14 protein-coding genes are annotated in these 13,498 nt (G+C 49.7%); 11 read left to right on the forward strand and 3 right to left on the reverse strand.

Annotated elements, in window-relative coordinates; genetic code table 11:
• Positions 1–8 precede the first annotated feature (8 nt).
• From lptM to ACYZZ0_RS07920, 6 genes are all read left to right on the forward strand, one after another.
• The gene (gene lptM, locus ACYZZ0_RS07895; protein WP_461536059.1) at positions 9–146 is read left to right on the forward strand and encodes an LPS translocon maturation chaperone LptM; all 138 of its coding nucleotides are present in this window, start codon (positions 9–11) and stop codon (positions 144–146) included.
• Between the two features lie 99 nt (positions 147–245).
• Positions 246–1,502, forward strand: coding sequence for a diaminopimelate decarboxylase (gene lysA / locus ACYZZ0_RS07900; RefSeq protein WP_461536060.1), 1,257 nt, complete (start codon positions 246–248; stop codon positions 1,500–1,502).
• 9 nt (positions 1,503–1,511) lie between these two features.
• Positions 1,512–2,354 carry a diaminopimelate epimerase gene (gene dapF, locus ACYZZ0_RS07905; protein ID WP_461536061.1) on the forward strand — a complete coding sequence of 281 codons (843 nt, stop codon included), beginning with the start codon at positions 1,512–1,514 and terminating at the stop codon, positions 2,352–2,354.
• Complete coding sequence (locus ACYZZ0_RS07910; RefSeq protein ID WP_461536062.1) at positions 2,351–3,034, forward strand: DUF484 family protein; 684 nt, start codon at positions 2,351–2,353, stop codon at positions 3,032–3,034. The genes dapF and ACYZZ0_RS07910 overlap by 4 nt, the downstream gene beginning before the upstream one ends.
• On the forward strand, positions 3,031–3,960 hold the full coding sequence (gene xerC, locus ACYZZ0_RS07915) for a tyrosine recombinase XerC (RefSeq protein ID WP_461536063.1): 930 nt from the start codon (positions 3,031–3,033) through the stop codon (positions 3,958–3,960). The genes ACYZZ0_RS07910 and xerC overlap by 4 nt, the downstream gene beginning before the upstream one ends.
• A gap of 12 nt (positions 3,961–3,972) precedes the next feature.
• Positions 3,973–4,686, forward strand: coding sequence for an HAD family hydrolase (locus ACYZZ0_RS07920; protein WP_461536064.1), 714 nt, complete (start codon positions 3,973–3,975; stop codon positions 4,684–4,686).
• A gap of 28 nt (positions 4,687–4,714) precedes the next feature.
• Here ACYZZ0_RS07920 and ACYZZ0_RS07925 read toward each other — a convergent pair whose 3' ends face one another.
• Positions 4,715–5,710: a DUF481 domain-containing protein gene (locus tag ACYZZ0_RS07925; RefSeq protein WP_461536065.1), complete on the reverse strand. Its 996-nt coding sequence runs from the start codon at positions 5,708–5,710 to the stop codon at positions 4,715–4,717.
• A 138-nt stretch (positions 5,711–5,848) separates the two neighbouring features.
• Between ACYZZ0_RS07925 and ACYZZ0_RS07930 the strand changes: the two genes are divergently transcribed.
• Both ACYZZ0_RS07930 and ACYZZ0_RS07935 read left to right on the forward strand, forming a co-directional pair.
• A complete protein-coding gene (locus ACYZZ0_RS07930) occupies positions 5,849–6,166 on the forward strand; it encodes an MGMT family protein (RefSeq protein WP_461536066.1) in 318 nt (105 codons plus the stop codon).
• Between the two features lie 29 nt (positions 6,167–6,195).
• Entirely contained in the window at positions 6,196–7,644 is a 1,449-nt protein-coding gene (locus ACYZZ0_RS07935; protein WP_461536067.1) for an AmpG family muropeptide MFS transporter, read from the forward strand.
• Between the two features lie 48 nt (positions 7,645–7,692).
• Here ACYZZ0_RS07935 and ACYZZ0_RS07940 read toward each other — a convergent pair whose 3' ends face one another.
• Together ACYZZ0_RS07940 and ACYZZ0_RS07945 are read right to left on the reverse strand one after the other, a co-directional pair.
• Positions 7,693–8,175 (reverse strand): YajQ family cyclic di-GMP-binding protein, encoded by a 483-nt coding sequence (locus tag ACYZZ0_RS07940; RefSeq protein ID WP_461536068.1) that lies wholly within the window; start codon positions 8,173–8,175, stop codon positions 7,693–7,695.
• A 27-nt stretch (positions 8,176–8,202) separates the two neighbouring features.
• Positions 8,203–8,412 (reverse strand): dodecin, encoded by a 210-nt coding sequence (locus ACYZZ0_RS07945; protein ID WP_461536069.1) that lies wholly within the window; start codon positions 8,410–8,412, stop codon positions 8,203–8,205.
• Positions 8,413–8,603: 191 nt separating this feature from the next.
• Between ACYZZ0_RS07945 and ACYZZ0_RS07950 the strand changes: the two genes are divergently transcribed.
• The 3 genes from ACYZZ0_RS07950 to ACYZZ0_RS07960 all read left to right on the forward strand — a co-directional run bounded on the left by ACYZZ0_RS07950 (position 8,604) and on the right by ACYZZ0_RS07960 (position 13,451).
• On the forward strand, positions 8,604–10,400 hold the full coding sequence (locus ACYZZ0_RS07950; protein ID WP_461536070.1) for an SGNH/GDSL hydrolase family protein: 1,797 nt from the start codon (positions 8,604–8,606) through the stop codon (positions 10,398–10,400).
• 77 nt (positions 10,401–10,477) lie between these two features.
• The gene (locus ACYZZ0_RS07955) at positions 10,478–11,425 is read left to right on the forward strand and encodes a ketopantoate reductase family protein (RefSeq protein ID WP_461536071.1); all 948 of its coding nucleotides are present in this window, start codon (positions 10,478–10,480) and stop codon (positions 11,423–11,425) included.
• Between the two features lie 121 nt (positions 11,426–11,546).
• Positions 11,547–13,451: a sensor histidine kinase gene (locus ACYZZ0_RS07960; protein WP_461536072.1), complete on the forward strand. Its 1,905-nt coding sequence runs from the start codon at positions 11,547–11,549 to the stop codon at positions 13,449–13,451.
• Positions 13,452–13,498: the final 47 nt, after the last annotated feature.

The raw sequence follows: 13,498 nt of genomic DNA on the forward strand, positions 1-13,498 counted from the left end.
ATCTTACAATGCGCAAGGTAACTGCCTGCGCCGCCCTGTTGGTGGCCACAATGATGCTCGCTGGCTGCGGCCAGAAAGGTCCGCTGTATCTGCCTGACCAGAAAAAAGCATCCTTCACCGAACAAACCCAGCCTGTACTGCCCTGATGCAGTGCACGGCCTGACAGTGTTATAGAGCAGCCCGGCTGTTCTGTTTCGCGCCTTCATTCTCAACCTATAACATTAAATATTGCATGCGGGATTATCATGGGGTCGTTTTCATACCAGAGCGGAGAATTTTTTGCTGAAGCCGTTGCCGTACAGCAGCTCGCCGAAACTCATGGCACACCACTGTACATCTACTCCCGGGCTCAGCTGGAACAGAATTATAAAGCCTGGGAGCAGGCACTGAAGGGAACCCCGCATAAAGTCTGCTATGCCGTCAAAGCCAACGACAATCTGGCCGTGCTGAATGTACTGGCCCGACTGGGTGCAGGCTTCGATATCGTATCCGGTGGCGAGCTGGAGCGGGTATTGAGAGCCGGTGGTGACCCGTCCCGTGTAGTTTTCTCCGGTGTGGGCAAAACCGAAGCCGAGATCGAACGGGCACTGCAGGTTGGCATTTACTGCTTCAACGTTGAGTCTGAAAACGAGTTGCACCGCATCCAGCATGTTGCTGAAGCCTGTAATATCAAGGCCCGCATTTCAGTTCGGGTCAACCCGGACGTGGATGCCAAGACCCATCCTTATATCTCCACCGGCCTGAAAGACAACAAGTTCGGTATTGATATCAACAAGGCACTGCCGGTCTATCAGGACGCTGCTCGACTGTCCCATATTGAAGTGACCGGTATTGATTGCCATATCGGTTCCCAGCTGACCGAAATCTCACCTTTTGTTGATGCACTGGAGCGTCTGCTGGGTCTGGTAGACAAACTGGCAGCGGAAGGCATTCATATCCAGCACCTGGATCTGGGTGGAGGCCTCGGGGTGACCTATAAAGATGAGGTTCCGCCAACAGTTGATGAATATGTTTCTGTTATCCGCCAGCGTATGGAAGGTCGTGATATGGAGCTGGTGTTCGAACCGGGCCGTTCCATCGTGGCCAATGCCGGCATCCTGCTGACCCGGGTAGATTTCCTCAAGGACAATGAAGAGCACCACTTTGCCATTGTTGATGCCGCGATGAATGACCTGATCCGCCCGGCACTCTACGGCTCCTGGCACGATATTGTGCTAGTAAAGCCGCACAATGACGGCATCCAGGCCCGCTATGATATTGTGGGACCGGTTTGTGAAACATCAGACTTTCTCGGCAAGGGACGTGAACTGAACCTGAAAACCGGTGATCTACTGGCAGTGAAGACCGCCGGAGCCTACGGTTTTGTGATGAGCTCAAACTTCAACACTCGCAACCGGCCGGCAGAAATTCTGGTCGACGGATCCAGTGTGCATGTTGCCCGCCGTCGGGAAACACTGGAAGACCAGCTGGCGCTTGAAACACCACTGCCGGTACTGGACTGAGGTCAGGGAATGCTTGTTCGCTTTACCAAAATGCATGGTCTGGGTAACGACTTCATGGTCGTCGACATGGTTACCCAATATATTCAGCTGCCGCCGGAAAAAATCCGGCGGCTGGCTGATCGTCATACCGGTATTGGCTTTGACCAGCTGTTAATGGTTGAGCCACCTTCGGATCCGGATGTGGATTTTTGCTACCGTATATTTAATGCCGACGGTACAGAAGTCGAGCAGTGCGGCAACGGCGCCCGCTGCTTCGCCCGCTTCGTCAAAGACAAGAAGCTGATCTTCCGGGACCGGATCAAGGTAGAGACCAAAGCCGGGATTATCGAGCTGCAGATTGAGGAAGATGGCGACGTAACAGTTGACATGGGCGTGCCGAGACTGGAACCTGAGACTATTCCAATGCTGGCTGACAAACGTCAGTCCTTCTACAACGTAGAGTGCGTTGTAGACGGCAAGGGAACAGATCAGCAGTTGATGGCTGTTTCCATGGGCAATCCACACGGTGTACTCAGGGTAGAAGATACTCTGCAGGCCGAGGTGGAAACCCTGGGGCCATTGCTGGAACGTCATGCGGTTTTTCCGAACCGCTGTAACATAGGCTTCATGCAGGTACTGAATCCTGCAGAGATCAACCTTCGGGTTTATGAGCGGGGTGTTGGAGAAACCCTCGCCTGTGGTTCCGGTGCCTGTGGTGCTGTTGTCGCGGGTCGTTTACGGGGCTGGCTCGAAGAAGAGGTGCTGGTGCATCTCCCCGGTGGATCGTTGAAAATCCGCTGGGCCGGTGAAGGCCATCCGGTAATGATGACCGGCAGTGCAACCCGTGTATTTGAAGGGCAGATCAGACTGTGACAGGTATACAGCAAACCACGGAACTACTCACCGCTGACGCCGTTGAAGCATATCTCCGCCGCCATCCGGACTTTTTTGCCGGTCGTGACGAGTTGTTGCTCAGGCTTCGAATCCCTCATAAACGCGGCTCGGCCATTTCTCTGGTCGAGCGTCAAATGACGCTGCAACGGGAAAAGATCCGGGAATCTGACAGCAAGCTTGATCGCCTGATGCGGATTGCCCGGGACAATGACCGTTTGTTTGGTAAAACCCGCCGGCTGATGCTGGCGCTACTGGCCGCAGAAGATTTGATGCAGTTGCAGGATGCACTGGTCGAATGTTTGCTGCGCGATTTCGAGCTGGATCAGTGTCGATTGCTGTTATTAGAAGAAGGCCTGGACTGTGGCCTTCCGGTACTGAGTGATGCTGAGCGGGAAACACTGGCACCCATGCTGGAAGCAGGCAGCGCCATCTGTGGCAAGCTGTCGAACGCTGAGCGGGCGGTTCTGTTTGGCGACCAGAGTACGCTTGGCTCTGCTGCAATTGCACCGCTGGAAAGCAGTCGAATAAAGGGATTGATTGCACTGGGCAGTCGCAATCCGGATCGGTTCCAGGACGGGTTTGGTACACTGTTTCTGGATTATATTGCCGAAGCGGTGGGCGTATTACTCGACAAGCAGTTAAAGCCCTCAGTTGAATGACAGACCGACCGGTACAAACTGGCAATAACCTGACGCTCGAGAGTGAACACTTTCTGCAGTACCTGCAGTCCGGGCGCAATCTTTCACCCAATACGGTCAAGGCATACCGCCACGATATTGCTCGCCTTGCAGGATATCTGCAGCAAAGCGAACCACCCGTTTATCACTGGAATCAGCTGACATCCCGGCAACTGAAAGACTGGTTTGCTTCACTTCATGCTGAAGGGTTGCAGCCCCGAAGTCTCAAACGTCACCTTTCAGCAATTCGTCAACTGTTTGACTGGCTGAACAGGGACTTGCCAGCTGCTGTAAATCCTGCCGCCGATATTCAGTTACCTAAAGCAGCACGCAAGCTTCCCCGAGTAATGGATACTGATCAGGCCAGCCAGTTGTTGGACAGTGGCGCTGATTCAGACATCGAGATTCGGGATCTGACCATGCTGGAGCTGACCTATTCCTGCGGCCTGCGATTATCCGAATTGGTCAGCCTTAACCTGAAAGATTTTGCCGAGGACTTTTCCGAGGTCATTGTCACCGGTAAGGGGCGAAAGCAGCGACTATTACCTGTAGGTTCCAAAGCCCGCGATGCATTGCAGCGATGGCTGAAAATCAGAATGCTCTGGGCAAAAGCAGAAGAAACCGCGGTATTTGTCAGTCAGCGCGGCAACCGAATCAGCCCGCGCCAGGTTCAGAACCGCATGAAGCAGATTGCCATTATCAAGGGCAGTACCGTTTCCCTGCACCCACATATGCTGCGTCACTCCTTTGCCAGCCATCTGCTGGAATCCAGCGGCGATTTACGCGCAGTGCAGGAGTTGCTGGGACACAGTGATATCTCCACAACCCAGATATACACCCACCTGGACTTCCAGCACCTGGCCGACGTTTATGACAAGGCACATCCCCGTGCTAAAAAAGACAGCTGACAGACATTACTCATGACCACGATTCGCGCGCTATCCTTTGATCTTGACGATACCCTGTGGGACAACAAGCCAGTTATTCAAAATGCTGAAGACAGCATGATGCTATGGCTGCAAAGTAATGCACCAAAGCTCACAGCCCGGTTTGATCTGGAAAAGCTGACTGCCCACAAATTTCAGCTGCTGCAAAGTCGTCCGGATCTTGCCAGCCAGATCAGTGAACTGCGACGTGAGTCTCTTCGACTTGCATTGGAAGAGTCAGGTTATTCTCGGGAAGAGTCTGTCACTCTGGCAGAAGGCGCCTTTAATTCATTCCTGAATAAACGACATGCAGTAACTTACTTTGAAGGCGTAGAAGAAACACTCGACCAGCTGGCAGAAAAATATCAGCTGATTGCGATTACTAACGGTAATATCGATTTACGCCAGCTATCAATCAGCTGCCTGTTCAGTCATGCTTTCAATGCTGAAGACCTGGGTGTCAAAAAGCCGGATCCAGATATCTACAAACTGGCCTTACAGCATGCCGGCGTTGATATTAAAGAGACGGTGCATATCGGTGACTGTCCGGTTAATGATGTAACGGCCGCACAAAAAATCGGCTTAAGGACCATTTGGTATAACCCTGAAAACCAGCCATGGCTGGGTAACCGACAGCCTGATGCCATAATCAGCCGCATCAGCGAGTTGTTGAGTGCATTACATCAGCTTGAAGTAAAAACTGACTAACTCACCACTCTTACCACTCTTACCACTCTTACCACTCATACCCTACTCCAAAATTCAGGCTTTTCTCTTCATTGGAATTGCCTGAAGGCGGGGCAGTATCATAGTCATAATCAACCGTTACATTAAAACTGAAGTGGTTTGAAAAACGCCATTTCAGGCCGGTCTCTGTTTGCAACAGCCAGCCTTTATTGCCACCGAACCGTTTAAAGAAGTCCTGGTCATGACTGAACTCAAATTCTTCAAACAGTGGCTTCCATGATTTAAGTGCCCAGTGAAACGCCTGAGATGAATTGCGATTCTCTTTATTCTTGAACTCAAAAACTTCCCACAGCTGGGACAGTCCCAATTCCAACCGCAACGAATAATCAGGTACATGAATAAACTGGCGGCCAAAACCTCCACCGATTGTTGTACGCCTTTTCAGATCCTTATCCGAGTTATGTTCTATCGAAGTATTTCCAATCCCGTACCAACTGTCTGATACCAGATAGTTGTAGTCATACTTGAGCAGCCATTTGTCATCTTGAATGGCATTGTTCTTTTCCCGCCGCTTGCTACTCCAGGACACGGTATTGCGGTACGGCTTCCTGTTCAGTTCAATATGACCCTTGGTATTCAGGGTATCAGAGCTGTCTGTTCCACGATCAAGGTCCAGATAAAGCCGGGCAAAACCATTGAACGCCCAGCTATCCGGACCCAATACCGGCGCATCCCCCAGCCATGCAATTTGCCTGCGATCCAGCGGTTTCAGTTCATCCCTGCCAGTCATAAGCCACAGGTCAGAGCCATCACTCAATAGCGTGACCTTGCACTCCCGCCGACTGTCCTGCATTCGCAGCCATAACGGATGTGTTGTGGACAATGCCTTCACATGCCCCCACTTCAGTTTGACCCGGCCGGCATACTCCGTATCCAGTTGCAGCACTCGATCTTCAAGGCTGATAACAGTACCGGACATGACACTGCCATCCCTTAGCCAGACGGTATCAGCACCGGCCGTAGCTGTGACACCAGCAACCAACATAAAAAGCAGCTTTCGCAACTCTACGCATAGCGACCTTTTCCCAAAACCTTTTACACTGTACTTTTCTTTATACCCTGCCCCGAAAAAACAACACTTCAAAACCCGAGGCAGATGACGTGCTTTTAATGAGGTTTGCATTTGCGAATTGATAACATGCGTGAGCGAATCTGGCTGGTAGTCAGCCAGATTCCCTGTGGACAGGTTGCTACATACGGCCAGATTGCCAAACTCGCTGGATTACCGGGACAGGCGCGAGCTGTTGGCCAGATTCTGAGCCAGCTCCCCAAAGGCAGTGGACTGCCATGGCATCGTGTTATCAACAGCCAGGGCAGAATTTCCTTTCCGGTCGACAGCCCGCGCTTTGCCCGGCAAAAAGAAAAACTTGAAACAGAAGGCATTGAGTTTAATGATGACAGAATCAGCCTGAGCCAGTGGCGCTGGTCAGGGGATATCTGAATTTATAAATTGTCGGAGCAGGATCCGGTATGGATACAACACCAAAAGATAGCACTCAGTCTCAGGATCCTCTTCAACCTGCCCCCAATGAAAAGACCAGCTGGCGTGAAGCACTGAAAGCCTATACCCAGCCCAAAGCCATCAGTCTGTTCTTTTTGGGTTTCTCCGCTGGCCTACCCTTTATGCTGGTTTTTGCCAGCCTTTCCTTCTGGCTTCGTGAAGCAGATATCAGCCGCAGTACCATCGGCTTTTTCAGCTGGGTTGGTCTGGCATTTGGTTTCAAATGGGTCTGGGCACCACTGATCGACAGATTGCCATTACCTATCCTTAGCCGCTTACTTGGGCGACGGCGTGCATGGTTATTACTGGCGCAGTTTGCGATTGCATTGTCTCTTGCCGGAATGGCTTTCAGTAATCCCGAGCAGGATCTCTGGCATATGGCGCTGTTTGCGGTTCTGGTGGCATTCAGTTCAGCAACGCAGGATATTGTGATCGACGCTTACCGTATCGAAATCGCTGATGAACGCCTACAAGCTGTGCTAGCTGCTACTTATATGATCGGATACCGCATCGCCATGATTGTATCCGGAGCCGGCACGCTGGCACTTGCTGCCTGGTTTGCGGTAGGCGAAGGCTATGAAATCATGGCCTGGCGTCAGGCTTATCTGGTAATGGCCGGACTGGTCGCTGTAGGCATGATAACCACCCTTTGTATTCGTGAGCCCGAAGTACCGGCCCGCAATTCAGAGCTGGAACAAAAGTCGATGCAATGGCTTGATGAACATGCCTGGTTGCCCCGTCCCTTATGCCGAATAGCCAACTGGTTTTATGGCGCTGTGTTCTGCCCGTTCATTGACTTTGTCGTACGCTATCGCTGGCAGGCACTGTTAATTCTGTTGCTGATCAGCACCTATCGAATCTCCGATATTGTTCAGGGCATTATGGCCAACCCGTTCTATGTGGATATGGGTTACACCAAGGAAGAAATTGCCTTTGTTACCAAGGTTTTCGGGGTAATTGTCACGCTGCTGGGAGCCACCATGAGCGGCACGCTGATTATGCGTTTCGGGGTAATGCGGATTCTTCTTGCTGGTGCCATTCTGACTGCCGCCACCAACTTGTTGTTCTCATGGCTGGCGGTAACCGGTCATAACCTGCCGGGGCTGATTGCGGTTATTATCGCAGACAACCTGAGTGCAGGTGTTGCCACTGCAGCCTTTGTCGCATATTTGTCCGGGCTGACCAGTGTTCAGTATTCAGCAACCCAGTATGCACTTTTCAGCTCGGTGATGTTGCTGTTTCCCAAGTTTATTGCCGGCTTCTCCGGTGTCACCGTTGACGCCTGGGGCTATGAAACCTTCTTTACCGGCTGTGCCCTGATTGGTATACCGGTCATATTCCTGATCCTGTTATCCATGCGTTATACAGAGGTTAAAGAACCTGTTTTCGATAAGGCACTCAATAAAAAAGAGGCGTAAATTACGCCTCTTTTTTAACGCCGGATCAGATTAGACCTGATAGCAGAATCAGTCGCGGAAGTTGTTGAACTGCAGTGGCATATCCAGATCAGCTTCCTTCAGCAGGGCAATAACCTGCTGCAGGTCATCACGCTTCTTGCCGGTAATACGCACCTGTTCGCCCTGGATCTGGGCCTGAACCTTGATCTTGCTTTCCTTCACCTGTTTGGTGATTTTCTTAGCCAGATCCTTGTCCAGCCCCTGACGCACCTGCACTTCCTGCTTTACCTGCTTGCCGGAAGCGTAATGATCCTTGGTATCCATACACTTGATATCAATACCGCGCTTGACCATTTTCTGGCAAAGCATATCCAGCATCTGGGTCAGCTGGAATTCCTGATCGGCAGTCATCATGATCTGGGTTTCCTTCTTTTCGAAGGACGCCTCTACACCCCGGAAGTCATAGCGGGTTGTCAGTTCGCGGTTAGCCTGATCAACAGCATTATCCAGTTCGTGCATGTCCACTTCGGACACAATATCAAATGATGGCATTGTCTTTCCTGTGTTGTTCCTTTCACTTCAGCTTTCAATCCTGAAGCCAACCTTCAGTGTAACCTGATAGTGCGCTATTTTCCCATCCGCAATATGCCCGCGATTCTCAACAACTTCATACCAGTCCATGTTTTTAACCGACTCACCGGCTTTGGCGATGGCATTACGAATCGCATCGTCGGTGCCTGTAGTCGAGCTTCCTACCAGTTCTATTTTTTTATATACATGTGCGCCCATCGCCGGATACCTGTCTCTGGTTAGTAATACTTTCAAGTATAGAAGGCGAAATCACTGCACTACGGCACATTGACGATATTTCACATTAGAACAGATAACCCGCTGCAAGGAATGAAAGGTTCTGTTGCCGGGAAATTATTCATCTAGGCTTTTCCGTCATGATCCGTGCCACCTGCCCTGACAGGATTACCATGATGAAACGTCTCAAAACCATATGCCTGCTATTGTGTATTTGTCTTTTTCCTCTCTCGGTGTCGGCCGAGCGAGTCATAAAGGAGGTTGTTGTTTTCAGTGATAGTCTGAGTGACAGTAATGGTGATGATTTCCATGACAGTGATACAGCACTCTCCACGTACAATTTATTACGGACACTCCGGGGAGATGAAGTCGATGTAAAAGGAGTCAAGCAACGGCCACTGGACCTAGGACAATTACTCAGTGCCAGAATGACTGTCGATAATTTAAAAGCCGGGCTCCAACGCTATCATCGGGAAATGGCTGCTGAAAGAGCCGAAGAAACACACTTTCTATTAAAACTAAAAAGTCTGATTCAAGAAGGTGGGGTTCAATTTTTAACAAAAGTGCTAATCGCTGCCCTAGATGCCTTTGAACATGTCCATGACTTTGGTAACGATTTGATACTTGGCCCGTTAGAAACACTGAGTAAAAAGCTTGCAGAACACGCCGCTGAAAGCGATGACGATGAACACAGAAGAGAGCTTTTATCACTTAACCATAAAATTAAAGTGATTCGAGGTCTTGCAAATGCAAATTTTGCACAAGCAACTTTGGAAGTCACCGAGGAAGTTGTCCTCAGTATTTCTGAAAAATTTGCGGGTATGATTCCAGACATTCCCAGCTCCTTCTATGAACGAGGAAAGTGGACAGCAGGTCGTGAGTATGACCTTATGTGGCCCCAGGCTCTAGTTAGAATGATGGCAATACCTGGAGACCCAGCCACTCCGGTAAAACTCCGGAACATGTCAATGGCTGGCAGCTGGGTTCTTAGTACTTCAAATAAAATAGATCAGATCGATGACCTGCTGGCAACAGCTGACGGTCCGACTGAGCTGGTAACAATGATGTTTCAGGGAAGTCTTGTTCCACCTTGTCTGGAACAAATCGTGAACTGCTACCTTAGTGAGGAACGACTTCGATTCACGGATTTACACAAGCGTACACCAAAAGAAGGTGAGCATTACCTGAGTAGCGAAAATTTATATATCGTCTTCCATGGCGCAAATGATTTCCTGAATAACTGGAATGATCCTGACCAAGTCGCTAGAGAACTATCTTATGAGGTGGAAGATCTTATGATAGCTGGAGCTCAGACGATTGTTGTAGTTCTGCTCCCCGATATCTCTGTCACTCCACGCTATCAATCACCTGCAATGCAAGATGAAGGTCTGTCAATCAAGGATAAGATCCAGATATTTAATACCAGCCTGACGATACGACTCAACTTGCTCCGAGCCGAACACAAGTATGAGTGCAATGGTCTGGACGAGAGCAAGCCTTGCCTGGTCACTATCGATGCCCAGCAAATATTTGATGAACTGCGCCGTTCTGCTGAATTCGATCCTTTACACCCCCTATTAAAAGTCGCTATCCCAGGGGTAGACAAGCAAACCAAGGATAATCCTGGCGCAACAGCTCAGGAACAGGCAGAGCTAGACCGCATCAGGGCAGGAAAATTGGATGAAGCAAAAGCTCAAAACAACTGGGTAATGGTGCGACTACTGGAAAATAAAGCTTATGCTGATTATTGGATTATGCAGGCCGGAGAATCAGACGAGGTAGACCCAGGTAAGGTTGCCCTGTTTGCAGACACTGTCCATCTCAGTGGAGAAGGACACGACAAGTTAGCACGTATCATGTGTACAAAAGCCAGCCAGGAACATGGCTTAAGTTGTAATCCCGATAAATTCCCCCCAGAAACAGCAAAAGCTGAATGTGCTATTCGCCGTGGAGCTGTAGTGGCGCAGTAAGCTTTCAGAAAAGAATTGAAGCCGGTTATTACTTCAATATAATTTTTGAGGTCTAATCACATATGACAGAATTTTGAATGGTATTTTCTGATAATAAAAGTATTAGTTCTGAGCAACAAAAAATATGGCATGTTGCCGGAGCCGGAGCCATGGGCTGCCTTTGGGCAGCCCGGCTTAGAGAAAAAGGTCACAGTTGCACGCTTCTGGTACAATCTGAACGTTTGAACCAGTATTCTAAGTCGAACCTTGTATCCTACACATCACCAGATCAAGTCCCGAGTCATAACACTATTGAAGTGAAGGTTATTGATAGCCCCGAACAAGTTATCAATAACCTGATAATTGCCACCAAAGCCGGTGGTGTTGAATCTGTGCTTGATACGCTCAAGCCATGGATCAAAAACACTACCCGAATTCTGCTACTCCAAAACGGTATGGGCACCCAACATCAGGTAGCACAAGCATTTCCTGAAAATCCGATCTGGGCTGCCAGTATTACCGATGGTGCCTGGCTTAAGTCTCCTTTGAATGTTCAACATGCCGGCTATGGCCAAACATTTATAGGCCCGATGACAGCTGCAGCAGAAGCCATCAATGATGAATTTTACCGTTCACTACAAGCGCCGGCTTTGAGCCTTGAGCCGGTTGATAACATAGAACACAAACTCTGGCTCAAGTTGGCGATAAACAGCTGCGTCAACGGTCTGACTGTTCTATATCGCTGTCGCAACGGTGAATTGTTAGATGGAGGTGAGCGGGAGCAGCACCTGCAAGCACTCTGCAGGGAAACCGCACAGGTATTACAAGCAGCAGGGTATTTGCCTGAACAGCCCTTGCTATCGCTGGTCACTCAGGTTGCAGCAGCAACGGGCAATAACTATTCATCCAGTTACCAGGATGCCACCAATAACCGACCAACCGAACTGGCCTGGATTAATGGTGTACTTATTAAAGAGGCCACAAAATATGGTCTGGATGTTTCTGCACACAAGGCCTTAATGAGAACCCTGAACGAAGCTTACTAAAGCTTACCGGACTTACTGCCACAATTGTTTGCCTTGTTTATTCACTGTAGGCTGGAACGATAGTTTTTAAAGAACAGTCGTTTTCAAAGAACAACCGTCTACAGAGAATCAAAAGATAGCAATGGTGCAGTTACAGCGTTTCTGGTCACGGCTGTCTGTCAGCCGAAAACTGGGGTTTATTCTTACCAGTGTCGTTTTACTGCTGGCACTGTTTGCCGGTACATTACTTGTTACTGCTGCAACAGCACTCTCCAGAGATGTATACCTGCCTTCCAACCTGCAGGCCATTCATAACCTGTTAACGACACCCGCCGTAACACGTGCGCTGATGGAGAACCCGGATTCAGCGAAGGAAACACTGCGAGCAGCAACCCGTTATCCGCTGGTTGCTGTTATCGGTTTATATCGGCCAGATGGCTCACTTTATGCCGGTTTCAGTCACTCATCTGAAGATGCTGTGCCAGATCGTTTAACCCATGCCAGACAGCAACAACCATTAAATGACGCCTTATTGGAACCGGTAAACATGTTGTCAGGTACTCAGCCGTGGCACCTTTACATCAGTGCAGTTTCAACACTGCCACCGGTATTCTATCAACGGATGATTCTGGCAACCCTGCTGCTGTTTGGTTGCTTTATCGGCTTGGTGTTGCTTTCGATGCAATTAACCCGGCGTAATATTACTCGCCCGGTTCAACATCTGATCAAGACCGCCCGCCGAATTCCAAAAGAAGGCTGTTATGCCCAGCGTGCCAAAATATCCAGTGAAGATGAGCTGGGTGATCTCTGCCGCTCTTTTAACCATATGCTGGATCATATCCAGGCACGTGACCGGCAATTAACCTCTATCAAGGCCTATCTGAATGCCATTATCGATTCCATGCCATCAGCTATTGTTGCTGTCGATAAGGACTACAACATCACCCGTTGGAATCGCGAAGCGGCAGCAATGACCAATACGCCCCGTCATCAGGCGCTGCAAAAACCGCTGCAGGATATGCTGACCTTTATCGAGCCCTGTATGCCGGCAATTGCCGAAGCCTTTTCCGATCATGCCATTCATCAGGAACAGAAAGTTGCGGCAACACTTCAGGGTAACGCCACTTATCTCGACATTACCATTTATCCCATGAGCGGCCCGGCCGGTGATGATGTTGTTATTCGTATTGACGATGTGACCCGACGGCTGAAGATGGAAGAGATTATGGTGCAGTCAGAAAAGATGATGTCGGTTGGTGGTCTGGCTGCAGGTATGGCCCATGAAATCAATAATCCTCTGGGTGCCATTATTCAGGGTATTCAAACCGTTCAACGTCGACTGTCTCTTGATCTCGAAGCCAACCGCGAGGTTGCTGATGCTCTCGAGCTGGACCTGCAAACTGTAAATCAATACCTGCAGCAGCGAGGTATCACTCGCTTCATTGGTAATATTCAGGATGCCGGTATACGCGCCTCCAGCATTGTCTCCAATATGCTGCAGTTCAGCCGCAGCAGTGACCGACGCTTGCAGCCCTGCAATCTGACAGAACTGGTAGAGCGCACGATTGAGATTGCCAGCACAGATTTTGAGCTGCGTCCCGAGCTGGACTTCCACCAGCTAAAAATTACGTGTGATCTTGATACTACTCTGCCTCCCATCTACTGCATCCAGGCCGAAATTCAGCAGGTGCTGCTTAACCTGTTAAAAAATGCCGCCCAGGCCATTCAGCAAAGATCCGGCACAGAAACAGATATTGCCTATCAGGGGCTGATCACCATTACGACTCGCAAAATTGGCGAGCGGGTGATGATTTCCGTTGAGGATAATGGTGCCGGTATGAGCGAAGATATCAAAAAGCGGATCTTTGAACCCTTCTATACCACCAAGGATGTTGGCATGGGTACCGGGTTGGGGCTTTCTGTGTCTTACTTTATCATCACCAATAACCACAAAGGCTCAATGTTTGTCAGCAGTCAGTCAGGCCAGGGCAGCTGTTTTACGCTTAAATTACCGATGGGTACCACGGCAGCCCCTTCACGGCTGTAGCGTGAACTATTAGAATCATCGCTCCAGTTGCCGTCGTCAGTTTGAGA

The organism is Spongorhabdus nitratireducens (genome assembly GCA_947387575.1).
In the GTDB taxonomy this organism is placed as follows: Bacteria; Pseudomonadota; Gammaproteobacteria; order Pseudomonadales; family Endozoicomonadaceae; genus CANDOC01.